The organism is Clostridiales bacterium (assembly GCA_025757645.1).
Taxonomy (GTDB): domain Bacteria; phylum Bacillota; class Clostridia; order Oscillospirales; family Oscillospiraceae; genus CAG-103.
Genome location: CP107216.1, coordinates 350,785 through 368,281 on the forward strand (window position 1 = coordinate 350,785; position 17,497 = coordinate 368,281).

At 64.1% G+C, this 17,497-nt stretch carries 13 protein-coding genes; 7 read left to right on the forward strand and 6 right to left on the reverse strand.

All coding sequences use genetic code 11. The features are described 5' to 3' along the window. Window positions 1-2: 2 nt before the first annotated feature. The 6 genes from carB to OGM61_01730 form a co-directional block, all read right to left on the reverse strand. Complete coding sequence (gene carB, locus OGM61_01705; GenBank protein ID UYI84805.1) at window positions 3-3,185, reverse strand: carbamoyl-phosphate synthase large subunit; 3,183 nt, start codon at window positions 3,183-3,185, stop codon at window positions 3-5. Between the two features lie 66 nt (window positions 3,186-3,251). Further along, window positions 3,252-4,460, reverse strand: a complete 1,209-nt coding sequence (locus tag OGM61_01710) for a dihydroorotase (GenBank protein UYI84806.1) — start codon at window positions 4,458-4,460, stop codon at window positions 3,252-3,254. A 232-nt stretch (window positions 4,461-4,692) separates the two neighbouring features. Beyond that, window positions 4,693-5,805, reverse strand: a complete 1,113-nt coding sequence (locus OGM61_01715; GenBank protein UYI84807.1) for an isocitrate/isopropylmalate family dehydrogenase — start codon at window positions 5,803-5,805, stop codon at window positions 4,693-4,695. Then, window positions 5,802-7,733, reverse strand: coding sequence for an aconitate hydratase (locus OGM61_01720; GenBank protein UYI84808.1), 1,932 nt, complete (start codon window positions 7,731-7,733; stop codon window positions 5,802-5,804). The genes OGM61_01715 and OGM61_01720 overlap by 4 nt, the downstream gene beginning before the upstream one ends. Beyond that, a complete protein-coding gene (locus OGM61_01725; GenBank protein UYI84809.1) occupies window positions 7,726-8,379 on the reverse strand; it encodes a GntR family transcriptional regulator in 654 nt (217 codons plus the stop codon). Before OGM61_01725 ends, OGM61_01720 begins: the two co-directional genes overlap by 8 nt. Before the next feature lie 13 nt (window positions 8,380-8,392). Beyond that, window positions 8,393-9,769, reverse strand: a complete 1,377-nt coding sequence (locus OGM61_01730; GenBank protein UYI84810.1) for a 2-isopropylmalate synthase — start codon at window positions 9,767-9,769, stop codon at window positions 8,393-8,395. A gap of 165 nt (window positions 9,770-9,934) precedes the next feature. On the opposite strand from OGM61_01730, the gene OGM61_01735 reads away from it, so the two are divergent. The 7 genes from OGM61_01735 to OGM61_01765 all read left to right on the forward strand — a co-directional run bounded on the left by OGM61_01735 (window position 9,935) and on the right by OGM61_01765 (window position 17,490). Further along, window positions 9,935-10,381, forward strand: a complete 447-nt coding sequence (locus OGM61_01735) for a MarR family transcriptional regulator (GenBank protein UYI84811.1) — start codon at window positions 9,935-9,937, stop codon at window positions 10,379-10,381. Then, window positions 10,382-11,749 carry an MATE family efflux transporter gene (locus OGM61_01740; protein ID UYI84812.1) on the forward strand — a complete coding sequence of 456 codons (1,368 nt, stop codon included), beginning with the start codon at window positions 10,382-10,384 and terminating at the stop codon, window positions 11,747-11,749. Between the two features lie 171 nt (window positions 11,750-11,920). After that, window positions 11,921-12,127 (forward strand): hypothetical protein, encoded by a 207-nt coding sequence (locus tag OGM61_01745; protein ID UYI84813.1) that lies wholly within the window; start codon window positions 11,921-11,923, stop codon window positions 12,125-12,127. Window positions 12,128-12,225: 98 nt separating this feature from the next. Then, on the forward strand, window positions 12,226-13,710 hold the full coding sequence (locus OGM61_01750) for a sodium-dependent transporter (protein UYI84814.1): 1,485 nt from the start codon (window positions 12,226-12,228) through the stop codon (window positions 13,708-13,710). A 164-nt stretch (window positions 13,711-13,874) separates the two neighbouring features. Continuing rightward, a complete protein-coding gene (locus tag OGM61_01755) occupies window positions 13,875-14,537 on the forward strand; it encodes a TetR/AcrR family transcriptional regulator (protein ID UYI84815.1) in 663 nt (220 codons plus the stop codon). A 30-nt stretch (window positions 14,538-14,567) separates the two neighbouring features. After that, window positions 14,568-17,108, forward strand: a complete 2,541-nt coding sequence (locus tag OGM61_01760; GenBank protein ID UYI84816.1) for an FAD-dependent oxidoreductase — start codon at window positions 14,568-14,570, stop codon at window positions 17,106-17,108. A gap of 10 nt (window positions 17,109-17,118) precedes the next feature. Next, the gene (locus tag OGM61_01765) at window positions 17,119-17,490 is read left to right on the forward strand and encodes a hydrogenase maturation nickel metallochaperone HypA (GenBank protein UYI84817.1); all 372 of its coding nucleotides are present in this window, start codon (window positions 17,119-17,121) and stop codon (window positions 17,488-17,490) included. Window positions 17,491-17,497 lie beyond the last annotated feature (7 nt).

The following is a 17,497-nucleotide window of genomic DNA, read 5'->3' on the forward strand; positions in this document are numbered from 1 at the left end:
GCTTACTCCGCGTGGATCGTGGACACGGCCAGCGTCGTCTCCTCGAGCACGTCGAGCAGTACGCGCACCGTATCGAGCGAGGTAAAGACGGTCACGCCGTTTTCCACCGCGCAGCGCCGGATCGCGGCGCCGTCCTGCGCGTGGACGCTCGAATGGATGGAGCGGGTGTTGATGATGTAGCTGACGTAGCCGCTGCGGATGGAATCGAGGATCTCGTGGCTGCCGTCGCTGATCTTGCCGCGCACGCGCGTGCGGATGCCGAAGGACTTGAGGTAGGCAGCCGTGCCTGCGGTCGCCTCGATGTTAAAGCCCATCTCATAGAACCGGCGCACGAGCGGCAGGCCCTCGGGCTTGTCCTCATCGGCCAGTGTCACGAACACGGTGCCGTAGTTCTGCACGTTCATGCCGGAGGCCTGCAGCGCCTTGTACATGGCGCGCGAGAGCTTCTTGTCGTAGCCGATGGCCTCACCCGTGGACTTCATCTCCGGGGAGAGGTAGGCGTCCAGCCCGTGGAGCTTGGCAAAGGAGAACACCGGCGCCTTGACATAGCAGCGCTCTTTTTCCGGCGGATACAGGTCGAAGATGCCCTGCTCCTTGAGGCTCGTGCCGAGGATGACGTTGGTGGCGATGTCCGCGAGCTGATAGCCCGTAGCCTTCGACAAAAACGGCACCGTGCGCGACGAGCGGGGGTTGACCTCGATGATGTAGACATGGTCGCTCTTATCGACGATGAACTGGATGTTATACAGGCCGACGATGCCGATGCCCAGACCGAGCTTCTTGGCATAGGTCAGGATCGTGCCCTTGACCTTGTCGGAGATGGAAAACGGCGGGTAGACGCTGATGGAGTCGCCGGAGTGGACACCGGTGCGCTCGACCAGCTCCATGATGCCGGGCACGAACACGTCTCTGCCGTCGCAGATGGCGTCGACCTCGACCTCGCGGCCGGAGATGTACTTATCGACCAGCACGGGCTTGCCCTCGCCGGTGCGCACGGCGTTCTGCAGATAGTGGCGCAGCATCTCGTCGTCGGCCACGATCTCCATGGCGCGGCCGCCCAGCACGAACGACGGGCGCACCAGCACCGGATAGCCCACCGTGTGCGCAGCCTTGAGACCGTCGTCCAGATTCGTCACCGCCGCGCCCATCGGCTGCGGAATGTTCAGCTCGAGCAGCAGCTTTTCAAAGCAGTCGCGGTTTTCCGCGCGCTCGATCGCAGCGCAGTCCGTGCCGATGATCTGCACGCCGCGCATCATGAGCGGCTGCGCCAGATTGATGGCCGTCTGGCCGCCGAGGCTGGCGATCACCTGATCGGCCTGCTCCTCGTGCAGGATGTTCATGACATCCTCGGGCGTGAGGGGCTCGAAATACAGCTTATCGGCGGTCGTGTAGTCGGTAGAGACCGTCTCGGGGTTGTTGTTGATGATGATGGCCTCGTAGCCCGCGCGCCGGATGGTCTGCACCGCGTGGACGGTGGAGTAGTCAAACTCCACGCCCTGACCGATGCGGATCGGGCCTGCGCCGAGCACGACGACCTTCTGCTTGTCCGAGCGGCGCGCCTCGCTCTTTGCGCCGGGGGCGTAGGTGGAGTAGAAATAAGGGATGTAAGCGCCGGTGTGGCTGGTGTCCACCATCTTGTAGGCGGGGTAGAGCCCCAGCTGCACGCGCTGGGCATACACATCCTCCTCGCGCACGCCCCAGAGCCGCGCGATGTAGGGGTCACAGAAGCCCATCTGCTTGGCCCGCTTGAGCGTCTCTCCGTCGCCCTTGTGCGCGCAGAGCGTCTGCTCCATGTCCACGATGCCGCGGATGGTCTCGAGGAAGAACGGCGTGATCATCGTCAGCGCAGCGACCTCGTCCACGCTCGCGCCCAGACGCAGCAGCTGCGCGACGGCAAAGAGCCCGTCATCGCGGAACTGGTGCAGGTACTCGGTCAGCTCCGCCTTGGTCATGTTCTGGAACTTCGGCAGCCAGAGGTGCTGCGCGCCGATCTCCAGCGAGCGGACGGACTTGAGCAGGCACTCCTCGAGCGTGCTGCCGATGCCCATGACCTCGCCCGTGGCCTTCATCTGCGTACCGAGCGTGTTGGCGGCGGTCGAGAACTTATCGAACGGGAAGCGCGGCAGCTTTGCGACCACGTAGTCCAGCGACGGCTCGAACGCGGCCGTCGTGTTGGCGACGGCGATCTCGTCGAGGTTCATGCCGACGGCGACCTTGGCCGTGACGCGCGCGATGGGATAGCCGCTGGCCTTGCTCGCCAGCGCCGACGAGCGGGAGACGCGGGGGTTGATCTCAATGAGGAAGTACTCCGAGGTCTTGGGGTTGAGCGCAAACTGCACGTTGCAGCCGCCCTGGATCTTCAGCGCGCGGATGATCTTGATCGCGCTGTCGTTGAGCATCTTCATGTCATGGTCGCTGAGCGTCATGATCGGCGCGACGACGGCGGAGTCGCCGGTGTGCACGCCCACGGGGTCGATGTTCTCCATGCCGCAGATGGTGATGGCGCGGTCGGACGCATCGCGCATGACCTCAAACTCGATCTCCTTATAGCCCTTGACGCTCTTTTCGATCAGCACCTGATGGATGGGCGAGAGCTTGAACGCCTGCATGCCCAGCTCGACGAGCTGCGCCTCATCGTCGGCAAAGCCGCCGCCCGTGCCGCCAAGCGTGAACGCCGGGCGCAGCACGACCGGATAGCCGATGGCCGCGGCCGCGGCCTTGGCCTCCTCGAGGCCGTAGGTGATCTGCGACGGGATGACCGGCTCGCCGATGCTCTGGCAGAGCTCCTTGAACTGCTCGCGGTCCTCGGCACGGCGGATGCTGTCGCTGTCCGTGCCGAGAAGCTCGACCTGGCACTCCTTGAGCACGCCCTTCTGCTCGAGCTGCATCGCCAGATTCAGGCCGGTCTGGCCGCCGATGCCCGGGACGATCGCGTCCGGGCGCTCCTTGCGCAGGATACGCGCCACATACTCCAGCGTCAGCGGCTCCATGTACACCTTGTCCGCGACGGAGGTATCCGTCATGATCGTGGCAGGGTTGGAGTTGACGAGAATGACCTCGTACCCCTCCTCCTTGAGCGACAGGCACGCCTGCGTGCCGGCATAGTCAAACTCAGCGGCCTGACCGATGACGATCGGGCCGGAGCCGATGATCATAATTTTCTTCAGATCCGTTCTCTTGGGCATGTGATTTCCTCCTCAGTACGTAAAAAGTCCTGTATGTCATATATTTAATATGTAAATGAAGGACGCTCAGTCCTGCGCGTCCTGCCAGACGACGGCGCCGCCGCAGACGTTGCGCACGCACCGCCCGTAGACCGTCTGTCCGGCAAAGGGCGTGCTCTTTCCCATGGAGCAAAACTGCGCCGGGTCGATGCGGTACTCCGTGTTCAGGTCCCAGACGGCATAATCGTCCGCACGCAGCGGGAAGCCGAAGCGCTTTCTGGGGTTGACCGCCATGAGCTCCACGAGCTTGTCGAGCGTCAGCACGCCGGTGCGCACAAGGTGGGTATAGAGCACGGGAAACGCCGTCTCAAGGCCGACGATGCCCATGGCGCTCCCGGCGAGGCCCCTGGCCTTTTCCTGCGCGCTGTGCGGCGCGTGGTCGGTCGCAATCATGTCCACCGTGCCGTCGAGGATGCCCTCGATGAGCGCCTGCCGGTCGGCCTGCGTGCGCAGGGGCGGGTTCATCTTGAAGCTGCCGTCCTCGCGCAGGTCGTCCTCGGTCAGCACGAGGTAGTGCGGTGCGGTCTCGCAGGTGACGTCCAGCCCCTGCGCCTTCGCCCGGCGGATAAGCGCCACGCTCTCCTTGGTGGACACGTGGCACATATGATAGGCGCAGCCCGTCTCGCGCACCAGCTCAAGATCGCGCGCGAGCTGCCGCCACTCACTCTCGCTGCTGATGCCCTTGTGCCCGTGGGCGCGGGCATACGCGCCGTCGTGGATATAGCCGCCGTGCAGGAGGGTGTTGTCCTCGCAGTGCGCGGCGATGAGCTTGCCGAGGCTTGCCGCCTTGCGCATCGCGGCGCGCATCACGTCCGCATCCTGCACGCCGCTGCCGTCGTCGGAAAAGCCGGCGACATAGGGCGCGAGCTGCTCCATGTCCGCAAGCTCCCTGCCGCCGCGGTGCGCGGTGATCGCGCCGTAGGGCGTCACATCGATGACCGCATCCGTGCGGATGCGCTCCAGCTGGGGGGCAAGCGTCTGCAAACTGTCCGGCGCCGGATCCAGATTGGGCATGGCGCACACGCGGCTGTATCCGCCGTGCGCCGCAGCAAGCGTGCCGGACGAAATGGTCTCCTTATAAGAAAAACCCGGCTCACGAAGATGTACATGCACATCTACGAAACCAGGTAATACCACGAAAGAAGAAATATCAAGTTCGTCACCGGCAATGCTGCCGCTGCCAAGAAAAACAGAATCACGGTTGCCGGGAAAAAGATCCCACCCAAATGTCTGCATATTCTCTGCGGCCGCAACCATTTTTCCTCGCCTCATTTCTGCCGAATCGCAAATTTTTGATATGATATCACATAATCGTCCGGTCTGTCAACAAATCCGGCGGCTTTGCGCGCCGTCTTTTTGCACGAAAAATTCCGTCATTTTCCGTTCCGCGTTGACACGCATCTCTGCGCCAAGAACCGGATACAGACAGACTCGGCGGCGCGCCCGTCATGGCGCGCCGCCGTGTGCTTCAGAGCAGTTTCAGGATCCCGTCGCCGTAGTCGGCGCAGGTCGCGCCGTCCGGCCGGCCGGTGATGTCGGCCGGGCAGGCGTCGAGCGCCGCCTCGAGCCGGTCGGCCGCGGCCGCGCGGCCAATGTGCCGCAGCAGCATGACCTCTGCGCGCAGAATGCTCTGGGGGTTGGCGTAGTCGCCCATGCCGCGCTCGATCATGCGCGGCGCCGAGCCGTGGATGGCCTCGAACATGGCGTAGCGGTCACCGATGTTGGCGCTGCCCGCCGTGCCGACACCGCCCTGCAGCTGTGCAGCCTCGTCGGTGATGATGTCGCCGTAGAGGTTCGGCAGCAGCAGCACCTGAAACTGCCCGCGCACCCGCTCGTTGACGAGGTTCGCCGCCATGATATCAATATAGTAGTCATCGACGGTGATCTCGGGATAGTCGGCGGCCACCTCGTGGCAGAGGGCGGTGAACTTGCCGTCCGTCTTTTTGAGGATGTTCGCCTTCGTGACGACGGTCACGCGCGTCTTGCCATTGCGCCGGGCATAGTCGAACGCCGCGCGGGCGATGCGCCGCGTGCCGGGGTCGGTCGTGACCTTGAAGTCCACGGCCATGCCGGGCAGCTCCACGCCGCGGCTGCCGAGGGCGTACTCGCCCTCCGTGTTCTCGCGGAAGAACGTCCAGTCGATGCCCTGCTCGGGGATGGTCACGGGGCGGACGTTCGCGTAGAGGTCGAGCGCGCGGCGCAGCTTCACGTTCGCGCTCTCGAGCCCGCCGCCCATGGGCGTCGTCGTCGGGCCTTTGAGCAGCACGTCGCAGGTCAGGATCTCCGCGAGCACATCGTCCGGCACGGCCTGATTGCAGGCCAGCCGGTTTTCGATCGTGAGGCCGCGGATGCGCCGCAGGGCGATGCTGCCGCGCGCGATCTCATCGGCGAGTAGCGCCTCGAGCACGCGCACCGCCTGCTCCATGATGATCGGGCCGATGCCGTCGCCGTCGACAAGACCGATGGTCACGGTCGCTTTTTTCGTATAGTCCACCCGCTCGGCGGTCATGCCCGCAACGCGGGCCTGCTGCTCAGTCAGCAGCGTGCGAAACGCCGCACAGGCGCGGTCAATATCGTTCATAGTGCATGCTCCTTTGTGTAGTTGAGCAGTCCGCCGGCGAGCAGGATGGCCTGCTGCCGCTCGGTAAGGCTGCACACGACGGGATAGGACTTGCCCGCCGCCGTGTCCGTGAGCGTCAGTTTCCCCGCTGCCATGCCGGTGCGGATATCGTCGATGCGCAGCCGCGCGCCGGGCTGCAGCGCGTCGTAATCCGCCGGATCGGCAAACGTCAGCGGCAGGATGCCGGCGTTGATGAGGTTGGCCGCATGGATGCGCGCGAAGCTCTTGGCCACGACGCAGCGGATGCCGAGATACATCGGCACGAGCGCCGCGTGCTCGCGCGACGAGCCCTGCCCGTAGTTGCTGCCGCCGACGATGATGCCGTCCCCGGCCGCTCTGGCGCGCGCCGGAAAGGTCGGGTCGCAGACCGTGAAGCAAAACTCCGACAGCTTCGGGATGTTCGAGCGATACGGCAGGATCTTCGCCCCCGCCGGCATGATGTGGTCGGTCGTGATGTTGTCGCCCACCTTGAGCACGAGCTCCGCCGTGAGCGTGTCGGCAAAGGGCCTGCTCTGCGGGAAGGGCTGGATGTTCGGCCCGCGCAGCACCTCCACCGCGTCCGCCTCGTCCGCCGGGGCTGGCGGCAGCACGGCGCTGTCGTCGATGCGAAACTGCTCCGGCAGCGTGACGGCCGGCATGGGGCCGAGCGTCTGCGGGTCGGTGATCGTGCCGGTGAGCGCGGCGGCGACGGCCGTCTCCGGGGACACGAGGTAGACCTGCGCGTCCTTCGTGCCGCTGCGGCCGAGGAAGTTGCGGTTGAACGTGCGCAGGCTCACGCCGCCGGAGTTGGGCGAGAAACCCATGCCGATGCACGGGCCGCACGCGCACTCGAGCAGGCGCGCGCCGCTGGCGAGGATGTCCGTGAGCGCGCCGCAGTCAGAGAGCATGGTCAGCACCTGCTTCGACCCCGGCGAGATGGACAGGCTCACGCCCGGGGCGATGGTCCTGCCCTTGAGCAGGGCTGCGACCTTGAGCATATCGAACAGGGACGAATTCGTGCACGAGCCGATGCAGACCTGATCGACCTTCGTGCCCGCGAGCGTTTCCACGGGGACGACGTTGTCCGGGCTGTGCGGGCAGGCGATCATGGGCTGCAGCGTGTTGAGGTCGATGTCAATGATGCGGTCATAGCGCGCGTCCGGGTCGCTCGCAAGGGGGATAAAGTCCGCCTCGCGCCCCTCGGCGGCGAGGAAGGCGCGCGTCACGTCGTCCGACGGGAAGATGGACGTCGTCGCGCCGAGCTCGGTGCCCATGTTCGTGATCGTGGCGCGCTCGGGCACGGACAGCGCCGCGATACCCGGCCCGCCCCACTCGATGATCGCGCCGACGCCGCCCTTGACCGACAGGATGCGCAGCAGCTCGAGGCTGATGTCTTTGGCCGTGACGTAGGGCCGCAGCGTGCCGGTGAGGTTGACCTTGAACATTTTCGGCATCGTGATGTAGTACGCGCCGCCGCCCATGGCGACCGCGACGTCCATGCCCCCCGCGCCGAAGGCCAGCATGCCGATGCCGCCGCCGGTGGGCGTGTGGCTGTCCGAGCCGATGAGCATCTTGCCCGGCTTGCCGAAGCGCTCGAGCTGCACCTGGTGGCAGATACCGTTGCCCGGGCGGGAGAACCAGACGCCGTGCTTTTTGGCCACGGTCTGGAGATAGCGGTGGTCGTCCGCGTTTTCAAAGCCGGACTGCAGCGTGTTGTGGTCCACATAGGCCACGCTCAGCTCGGTCTTCACACGCGGGATGCCCATCGTCTCAAACTCCAGATAGGCCATCGTGCCGGTGGCGTCCTGTGTGAGTGTCTGGTCGATGCGCAGCGCGATCTCGCTGCCGGGCGTCATGTCGCCGTGCAGCAGGTGGGCGCGGATGATTTTCTGAGCAAGCGTTTCACCCATGATTTTTCAGCCTCCCAATCATACTTTCCTTGGCGTGGATGGTGTGCTCGGTCGTGAGCGCGGCGGCGCGGTCGGCGTCTCCGGCGGCGATGGCGTCGAAGATGGCGCGGTGCTCCTTGACGACCTGCGCCGTGCGCTTCGCGTCGGCAATGGACGCCTTGCGGTAGCGGCGGGTCTTGCGGTGCAGCGGGACGAGCGTGTCGCTGATGACGGCGTGGCCGCTCATGTCGCAGATGACGTCGTGGAACTGGTCGTCCATCTCGCGCAGGTGCTCGGCGTCGTGCTTTTCAAAGTAAAATTCCTGCAGGTCCAGAATGTGCCGCAGGCGCGCAAGCCCCTCGGGCGAGACGTTTTTCGCCGCGTAGTAGGACGCGAGCCCCTCGATCCGGCAGCGGATGTCCATGATGTCCACCAGATCCTCGGCCGTGATGCCGAGCACGACGGAGCCCTTGCCGGTGTCGGCGATGAGGTGCTCCTGCTCGAGGCGGCGCAGCGCCTCGCGGATGGGCGTGCGGCTGACGTTGAGCTGCTCGACGAGCTTCAGCTCCGTGAGCACCTCGCCGCGCGGGTACACGCCCTGAATGATATCGGATTCCAGCCGCTCAAACACCTGATCGGCCAGCGTAACGGTACGGAAATCTTTCATACTGCGCCTCCTGTCAGACCTGCGCGAAGCGGCCGGGCGCCAGCTCCGCGATCTTGGCTTTGAGTTCCTTGACGGACAAGACGGTCTGGCGGCCGTCCTCGTATTCCGCATCCACCCAGCCCTTGAGCGCGAGCACGAGCGGGTCGTGCTTGTCGATCTGCTTTTCGCCGGTCAGGCGGTAGTTCTGGTTGATCCAGTAGGCGATGCCCGCAAGGCCGGACGTCTTGCCGACCTGCACGGACGCCGGGCGGTTGAGCAGCTTCTCGGTGTCGAAGATCGTGTAGATCTCGGCGTCCTTGAGCAGGCCGTCGGCGTGGATACCGGCGCGCGTGGCGTTGAAGTCGCGCCCGACGAACGGCGTCATCGGCGGGATGTCGTAGCCGATCTCGTGCTGGAAGTAGTCGGCGATCTCGGTGATGACCGTCGGGTCCATGCCGTCGAGCGAGCCGCGCAGCGACGCATACTCGAACACCATCGCCTCGAGCGGGATGTTGCCCGTGCGCTCGCCGATGCCCAGCAGCGAGCAGTTGACCGCGCACGCGCCGTAGAGCCACGCGGTCGAGGCGTTGACGACGGCTTTGTAAAAGTCGTTGTGCCCGTGCCACTCGAGGCACTCGCTCGGCACGTCGGAATACTGCTGCAGGCCGTAGATGATGCCGGCCACGCTGCGCGGCAGCGCCGCCTCCGTGTAGGGGATGCCGTAGCCCATGGTGTCGCACGCGCGGATCTTGACCGGGATGCCCGCCTGACGCGAGAGCTTTTGCAGCTCGTTGACAAACGGCACGACAAAGCCGTAAAAGTCGGCGCGCGTGATGTCCTCGAGGTGGCAGCGCGGGACGACCCCGGCCTCAAACGCATCGGCCACGGTGGCAAGGTAGTAGTCCATGGCCTGCTTTCTGGTCATTTTCATCTTCTTGAAGATGTGGTAGTCGCTGCAGCTGACGAGGATGCCCGTCTCGCGGATGCCGAGGTCGCGCACGAGGCGAAAGTCCTCCTTTGTCGCGCGGATCCACGTCGTGATCTCCGGGAACTTCAGCCCCAGCTCCATGCACTTTTCGAGTGCCTCGCGGTCTTTTTTGCTGTAAATGAAAAACTCCGTCTGCCGGATGATGCCATACGGCCCGCCGAGCCGGGACAGGTACTTATAAATGTTGACGATCTGGTCGACCGTGTACGGCTCCACGGACTGCTGCCCGTCGCGCAGGGATGTGTCCGTGATCCAGATCTCCTCGGGCATGTTCATCGGCACGCGCCGGTGGTTGAACGGCACCTTCGGCACCATTCCCTGCGTGTAGATGTCGCGCTGGAGGTTCGGCTCCGCCACGTCCTGGAGCGAATATTTATACGCATTCTGCTCCAGTAAATTCGTCTTTCCGGATATTTCAAGCATGGCAGTGGGGCTCCTTTCTGTTGCTTTGTATTATTGTATACAATTATACACATGATCGCGCCGTTGTCAACGCACAAATGTTCACAATTTTCCGCTTGCTTTCTGGGCGGAAGCTGGTATAATACAAAATCGTTCAAAATTGAACTATTTTGGGAGGCGACCATCGTGCTCAACGCATCTCAGGTCTATACCTACACGCGCCGCATCCTCGACGCTTACGCCGCCGTCATGCAGCCGCTGAGCGCGGAGCTGGACATGGCGCAAAATGCCGTGGACATTCTGCTCTTTCTGGCCAACAATCCGGGGCTAGACACCGCGCGCGACATCTGCACGTACCGGAAGCTCAAGCCGGGCATCGTGTCGTTCCACGTGGACAATCTCGTGCGCGGGGGTTACCTGCTGCGCACGCGCGACCCCGGCGACCGCCGCCGCTGCCGGCTCGTGTGCACGGACAAGGCAGCGCCGATCATCGCGCGCGGCCAGGCGCTGCAGGAGCAGTTCGCCGCGCAGATGTCCGCGGGCCTCGCGCCCGACGCGCTCGAAACGTTTCAGCAGTGTCTGACGGCGTTCGCGCAGAATCTCGACCGCATGGCCAACAGGGAGGAAAGTTAAATGCAGCAGGACAAAACATTTCTCGGCACGGAGCCGGTCGGACAGCTTCTGCGCCGGCTCGCGATCCCGACGGTGATCGCGCAGCTCGTGAACATGCTCTACAACATCGTCGACCGCATCTACATCGGCCACATTCCCGAGGTCGGCAGCAGCGCGCTGACCGGCGTGGGCGTGTGCCTGCCGATCATTCTGATCGTGTCGGCCTTCGCGTGCTTCACGGCCTCGGGCGGCGCGCCGCGCGCGTCGATCTACATGGGGCGCGACGATATGGACAGCGCGGAAAAGACGCTCGGCGGCTGCTTCACGCTGCAGATCGGCATCTCCGTCGTGCTCACGGCGGTGCTGCTGCTCTGGGGGCGCGACGCGCTGCTGGCCTTCGGCGCGAGTGAAAACACCATTGACTACGCTGCTGACTACCTGCATATTTATGCATTCGGCACGCTCTTTGTCGAGCTCACGCTGGGCATGAACGCGTTCATCACGGCGCAGGGCTTTGCCAAGGTGGGTATGTACACGGTGCTCATCGGCGCGGCGGCGAACATCGTCCTCGACCCGATCTTCATCTTCGCGCTGGGCATGGGCGTGCGCGGCGCGGCGCTGGCGACCGTGCTCTCGCAGGGGCTCTCGTGCGCGTGGGTGCTGGTGTTCCTGTGCGGGAAGAAGGCGTTTTTGCGCCTGCGGCGGGAAAACCTCTTCGTCTCGCCGAAGCTCATCCTGCCGTGCGTGGCGCTCGGCCTGGCCACGTTCACGATGCAGGCGAGCGAGAGCGTCATCTCCGTGTGCTTCAACGCTTCCCTGCTCAAGTACGGCGGCGACATCGCCGTCGGCGCCATGACGATCCTCACGAGCGTGATGCAGTTTGCCATGCTGCCGCTGCAGGGCATCGGTCAGGGCGCGCAGCCGATCACGAGCTACAACTTCGGCGCAAAGAACACCGACCGCGTGCGTGAAACGTTCCACCTGCTGCTGAAGGTGTGCCTGATCTACTCCGTCTCGCTCTGGCTGCTCATCGAGCTCTTCCCCGGTCTGTTCGCGCGCATCTTCACGCCGGACGCGGAGCTCATCGCCTTCACGGCGCGCGTGCTGCGCATCTACTGCGCGGGCCTGTTCCTGTTCGGCATCCAGATCGCCTGCCAGATGACATTCGTGTCCATCGGCAGCGCGGTGTGCTCGATCATCGTGGCCGTGCTGCGCAAGTTTGTGCTGCTCCTGCCGCTGATCTATCTGCTGCCGGCGCTGCTGCCCGACCAGACGACGGCCGTGTATCTGGCCGAGCCGGTCGCAGACGTCATTGCCGTCACGTGCACGGCCATCCTGTTTGCGACGCAGTTTCGCAAAGCCCTGCACAAGCTCGAAGCAAACGCCTGATCTGCTTTTTCGCTCCCCGGCGCGCGGTGAACACCGTGCGCCGGTTTTTTTGCAGAATGATTCAAAAATTTGAAACGCCCTTATCAAAAATGCAAAATCATCCCGCCGTTGACAACCGCCGCCCCGGCGCGTACAATGACAGCCACATCCATTCGAGAGGAGCTGCAAGCCATGCGCAATTCGTTTTTCAGCCGCAAAAACGACAGCACCGCGACCACGTGCGCGGCCGGCTTCGCATGCTCTGACGCGAATACCAACAACAATAGCGTCCTCCTGCTTACCATCGACACTGTGCTTGCAGTGTCGATTTTTGTTATACTCGGCATTCTGGGCATTACGCCGCCAACAGGACACGCCAAACCGGTATTCGCGGGATAACACGACAGCACTTGGCATACCAAGAGTCGGCCCCGACCGTTTTGGTCGGGGCCGATTTTTTTGTATAAAAAACGAAATGGTCGGAAAGGAAACCTGTCATGGAAAAGAAAAAAGTTGGATTTGCCAGCGGTATCGGCTTCATCCTCGCCGCCGCCGGCAGCGCCGTGGGCCTCGGCAACCTCTGGGGCTTCCCGTACAAGACGTCGCAAAACGGCGGCGCCGCCTTCGTGCTCATCTACATCGCGTGCGTGCTGCTCATCGGCTTTGTCACGATGCTCAGCGAGATCTATCTCGGCCGCCGCTCGCAGGCAAACCCCATGACCGCCTACAAGATGGTCAACAAAAACCTCGGCTGGTGCGGCCTCGTGGCGATCATGATCCCAGCGTTCATCATCTGCTACTACTCCGTGCTCGGCGGCTGGACGACGAAGTACGCGCTCAACTCCTTCAGCGGCAACGCGGGCATCGTCAGCACGTTCTCCGTCAACACGGGTGAGGTCATTCTCTACACGGCGCTGTTTCTCGTGCTGAGCGTGACGATCATCATGGGCGGCGTCAAGGACGGCATCGAGAAAGCCTCCAAGGTGCTCATGCCGGTGCTGTTTCTGATTCTCGTCGCCATCGCGGTCTACGCGCTGACGCTCGGCAGCGGCGTGCGCGAGGGCCTGGCGTTCTACCTCAAGCCCGATTTCTCCGGCATCACGTTCAAGTCCGTGCTCGTGGCCATGGGCCAGGCGTTTTACTCCCTGTCGCTCGGCATGGGCATCATGATCACCTACGGCTCCTACACCGGCAAGGAGGTCAACCTCGTGCGCTCCACCGCCATGGTCTGCGTGTTCGACACGGTCGTGGCGCTGCTGGCCGGTCTGGCCATCTTCCCGTCCGTCGCGCACTTTGACCCCTCCCTGCTCGGCAGCAGCAAGGGCGTCGCGCTCATGTTCATCATCCTGCCGCAGGTGTTCGAGTCCATGGGCAGCGTGGGTCAGGTCGTGTCGTTCGCGTTCTTCGTCATGGTCGACATCGCGGCCATCACGTCCGTCGTGTCCCTGATCGAGGTCGTGACGCAGTTCGTCATCCAGAAGTTCCACGTCCACCGCAAGCGGGCCGCACTCGTCGTCGCGTGCGTGTGCTTCGTCGTGTCGATCCCGATCGGCATCTCGCTCGGCCACGTCGCCATCCTCGAGGAGTCCAGCCCCGCGCTGTTCGGGCTCGACTGGCTGACGTTCTTTGACGAAGTGACCAACACCGTGCTCATGCCCGTGTGCGCACTGTTCTCGTGCATCGTCGTCGGCTGGTTCATCACGCCCAAGCGCGCCGTGGCCGAGATCGAGGCCGAGGGCACGCACATGGCCGGCTGGCTCAAGAAGGTCTACGCCGTCATGATCCGCTTCGTGACGCCGGCGCTCATCCTCATCGTCGAGATCGGCGGCCTGCAGAGCGAGATCGCGGCCGGCAACACCGCCGTCATCGTCTTTGCCTACGCGCTCGTGGCGCTGTGCGTGGTGGCGTACTTCGCCTTCTTCCGCAATCGAGACACCGGCACGAACGCCGACGAAAAGCTCTCCGGCGACTACCCAGTGTAACATTCCCTACGCACACCGGTACGGTTTTTCACCGTACCGGTGTTTTTTTCATGTCAAATCCGTTAAAAATCACGCAAATTGCGGTTGAAATGTTGGGAAGAAGCAGGTATAATGAAAATGTCAGTCAGTATGACAGTTATAATGAACAAATTGGAGGTACGCCCATGTCGCTGCAGGAGGTGCGGGAACAGAATATTGCTCTCGTGAAGCAGACGGCACTAGCGTGCTTTGTGGAAAACGGCATCGACAAGACGACCATCCGCGACATTGCGCACCGCGCGGGGCTGACCGAGCGCTCGGTCTACCGCTACTTTGCCACGAAGGACGAACTTGTGGTCGCGGCGGCCTTCCTCTACTGGGATCGGGCCAAGGCGCAGGCAGCGCAGGCGCTCGTCTCGGCGCGGCAGCCGGGCATGACCGGCATCGAGGAGATCCGCGTGCTGCTGCGCAGCTACGCGGGGCTGATCTTCACCGACCCCGCGGGCATCCGCTTCTCGCTCGACGCGGAGGTCGCGCTGTGCAACGCCGGCCGGCAGCACGCGGTCGTCAACCGCCCGCCGGAGCGCTTTGAGGTCGCCCCCGGCCCGATCGCGGCGGCCATCCGCCGCGGCCTCGCCGACGGGACGGTCGATCCCGACGCCGATGTCAAGATGCTCTACTACAACGCCTACGACGCGATCCTCGGCGTCATCCAGCGTATGTCCGTCGGCGTGCCGAGCGTGCACGAGCTCGACGGGCACGCGCGCATCGACGCGCTGTGCGAGCAGTTCACGCGCGCATTCGCAGCGCCGCCACCGGGAGAAAAAGGGACAGGGAATACCTTTTAAATAGTACTCGTCATTGAAGGAGGAAAAGGCATGGCAAAACGACCGAATATTCTCAAGCTGGCCACGAAGATCAGTCTTGAGAGCATGACGTACACCGGCATCACGTACAACGATCCTGAGTACAAGATCCTCGAGCCGATCATCGACGATGAGATGTGTGCGATCATGATGCACCTGCGCCTGGAGGCCAACCGCACCGTGGAGGACGTGGCCAAGCGCGCAAAGCAGAGCGTGGAATACACGCAGACGCAGCTCGACAAGCTCGCCAAGACCGGCGCGGTGCGCTACCGCTACGTCGACGGCAAGCGCTGCTACTTCTACCCCATCTGGGTGCCGGGCATCATGGAGGGCATCCTTGCCAACCGTGAGCAGTGCGACAAGTATCCCGTGCTCGGCGAGAGCTTTGAGGCATACACCCGCCGCCGTCCGGAGATGCTCGCGCCGATGCTCGACTCCGGCAAGACCGGCATGTTCTTCATGCGCGTCATGCCCGTCATGAGCGCGATCGAGAACGACACGCGCACGGCGTCCTATGACGAGCTCAAGACGCTCATCGAAAACGCGACGGCCATCAGCGTCGGCCCGTGCTCGTGCCGCCGGGCCCGCCGCCTCATGGGCGAGGGCTGCGGCCACCTTGAAGAGGACATGTGCATGTACCTCAACGACAACGCCGTCTGCTATTCCGAGCAGGGCTATCACCGGCTCGTCACGAAGGAAGAAGCGTATGAGATCCTCCGCCGCGCCGAGGACAACGGTCTCGTGCACGAGATCAACCAGACCCCCGGCTTTGAGGACGCGACCGCCATCTGCAACTGCTGCGGCTGCTCGTGCTTCGCGCTGCGCATCGAGGAGCTGTTCCGCACGCCGCGCGCCATCCGCTCGAACTACATCGCCCGCGTGGACAAGGAAAAGTGCGTCGCCTGCGGCCAGTGCGTCGAAAACTGCCAGACCAACGCCCTCAAGCTCGGCCAGAAGCGCTGCACGACCGATCCGCACATCTCCGATACCTACGACACCGACGCCAGCGTGCCCTACGACCGCCGGAGCTATGACCCGGAATTCCGCACGAACCGCTCGGACGTCATGCCCAGCGGCACCGCGCCGTGCAAGGCCGTTTGCCCGCTGAACATCCCGGTGCAGGGCTGCCTGCAGCTGCTGTCCGCCGGCAGATACGACGACGCCGCGGCGCTCATCCGGCAGGCCACGCCGTTCCCGGAGCTGTGCGGCAGCGTGTGCGGCCGCCAGTGCGAAAAGGTCTGCACCCGCAACCAGATCGACACCGCCGTCGCCATTGCCGACGTGTGCAGAACGCTCGTCCGGCGCGAGCTGGACGCCGGCAAGGTCATTTTGCCGCCGGCGAAAAACCCGTCCGGCATCCCCCATACGGAAAAGATCGCCGTCATCGGCGCCGGCCCCGCCGGACTGAGCTGCGCCTATTTCCTCCGGCAGCAGGGCTACCCCGTGACCGTGCTGGAAAAGGACACGGTGCTCGGCGGCGCACCGGCAACGCTCATCCCGTCGTTCCGGCTCGACCGCAAGGCCTATGACGCCGAGATCGACGTGCTCGCGCGCATGGGCGTGGAGTTCCGCACCGGCGTGGAAGTCGGCAAGGACACGACGCTCGACGCGCTGCGCGCAGAAGGCTACAAGGCGTTCTTCCTCGGCATCGGCGCCGGAAAGCAGAGCAAGGATGCGCCGGCCGGCGCCGTGGACGCACGCAGATACCTGCACCGGAAAAGGCACACCGTCAAGGGCAGCGTGGTCGTGCTCGGCGGCGGGAAAGAGGCCGTTGACTGTGCGCGCGCCGCGCGCAAGGGCGGCGCTGCAAGCGTGACCGTCGTCGCCGGAGCGATCCAGGCGGACATCTCCGCGGCCAAGAAGGAAGGCATCGCGTTCCGCGCACCGTTCGCGGTGCAGGAGATCCGCGACGGTGCGGTGTCCATCCGCAGCCTGCACGGCGATAAGACCGAGACGCTCGCCGCGGACACGGTCTTTGCTGCCGAGGGCTACGTCCCGGCAGCGGACGCCTTTACCGCCGCATCCGGCGTGTGCCTGAATGCCGACGGCTTTGTCGGTGCCGACGCCGTGACCCGCCAGACCGGCGAGGCCGACGTCTTTGCCGGCGGCGCTGCGACCGGCGCGCATGACGTTGCGCGCGCGATCGCCGAGGGCCGCGAGGCCGCGATCTCGATCCACCGCTTCGTGCACAGCAACCAGAGCTTCGTGATCGGCCGCGACAAGCGGGACTATAAGCCGCTGGCGCGCAGCAGCGTCGGCGTTGCGATCGACGAACTGGAGTCCGCGCCCCGGCAGGCAGCGGAAAACGGCCTGCTCAGCGACGCGCAGCTGCACTGCGAGGCCGGGCGCTGCCTCGGCTGCGGCACCGTGGTGCTCAACGAGGATCAGTGCATCGGCTGCGGCATCTGCACGACCAAGTGCAAGTTTGACGCCATCCATCTCGAGAAGGTCAACGACACGCACGGCCGCGGCTATTTCCGCACCCTGCTGACGGTTGCGAGCAATGCGCCCGCCGCCGGCCGCCGCTTCGTGCGCAAGAAGCTGCAGCACTGAGGACGCCGCCATGCATGAGATCGGCGTCGTGCGCGCAATGCTCCGGACCGTTTCCGATTACGCGGCGGCAAAGGGCGTCAGCCGCGTCTCGGAGATCGTGGCCGACTGCGGCGAGCTCTCGCTCGTCATCCCGCAGTATGTCGAGCAGATCTATCCAACGGTCGTCAAGGGCACGCCGTTTGCAGACACGAAGCTCATCGTCAACATCGTGCCCGGCATGGCCGAGTGCGACGACTGCGACGAGATCTTCAATGTCATCGCGTGCAACGGGCATTGCCCAAACTGCAACAGCTTCAACAAAACGGTGCTGTCCGGCAGGGACTTCACCGTCCGGGAGATCCATGTCCCGGAAGAACGTAACCCCGGGTCTGTGGAGACCTAAAACATAG

Bases quoted from the DNA above. Each gene is read 5' to 3' on its own strand.
- OGM61_01745 (UYI84813.1), top strand. From the start codon at position 11,921: ATGCGCAATTCGTTTTTCAGCCGCAAAAACGACAGCACCGCGACCACG.
- OGM61_01710 (UYI84806.1), bottom strand. From the start codon at position 4,460: ATGCAGACATTTGGGTGGGATCTTTTTCCCGGCAACCGTGATTCTGTT.
- OGM61_01720 (UYI84808.1), bottom strand. From the start codon at position 7,733: ATGGGTGAAACGCTTGCTCAGAAAATCATCCGCGCCCACCTGCTGCAC.
- OGM61_01765 (UYI84817.1), top strand. From the start codon at position 17,119: ATGCATGAGATCGGCGTCGTGCGCGCAATGCTCCGGACCGTTTCCGAT.
- OGM61_01750 (UYI84814.1), top strand. From the start codon at position 12,226: ATGGAAAAGAAAAAAGTTGGATTTGCCAGCGGTATCGGCTTCATCCTC.
- OGM61_01755 (UYI84815.1), top strand. From the start codon at position 13,875: ATGTCGCTGCAGGAGGTGCGGGAACAGAATATTGCTCTCGTGAAGCAG.
- OGM61_01725 (UYI84809.1), bottom strand. From the start codon at position 8,379: ATGAAAGATTTCCGTACCGTTACGCTGGCCGATCAGGTGTTTGAGCGG.
- OGM61_01740 (UYI84812.1), top strand. From the start codon at position 10,382: ATGCAGCAGGACAAAACATTTCTCGGCACGGAGCCGGTCGGACAGCTT.
- OGM61_01715 (UYI84807.1), bottom strand. From the start codon at position 5,805: ATGAACGATATTGACCGCGCCTGTGCGGCGTTTCGCACGCTGCTGACT.
- carB (UYI84805.1), bottom strand. From the start codon at position 3,185: ATGCCCAAGAGAACGGATCTGAAGAAAATTATGATCATCGGCTCCGGC.
- OGM61_01760 (UYI84816.1), top strand. From the start codon at position 14,568: ATGGCAAAACGACCGAATATTCTCAAGCTGGCCACGAAGATCAGTCTT.
- OGM61_01730 (UYI84810.1), bottom strand. From the start codon at position 9,769: ATGCTTGAAATATCCGGAAAGACGAATTTACTGGAGCAGAATGCGTAT.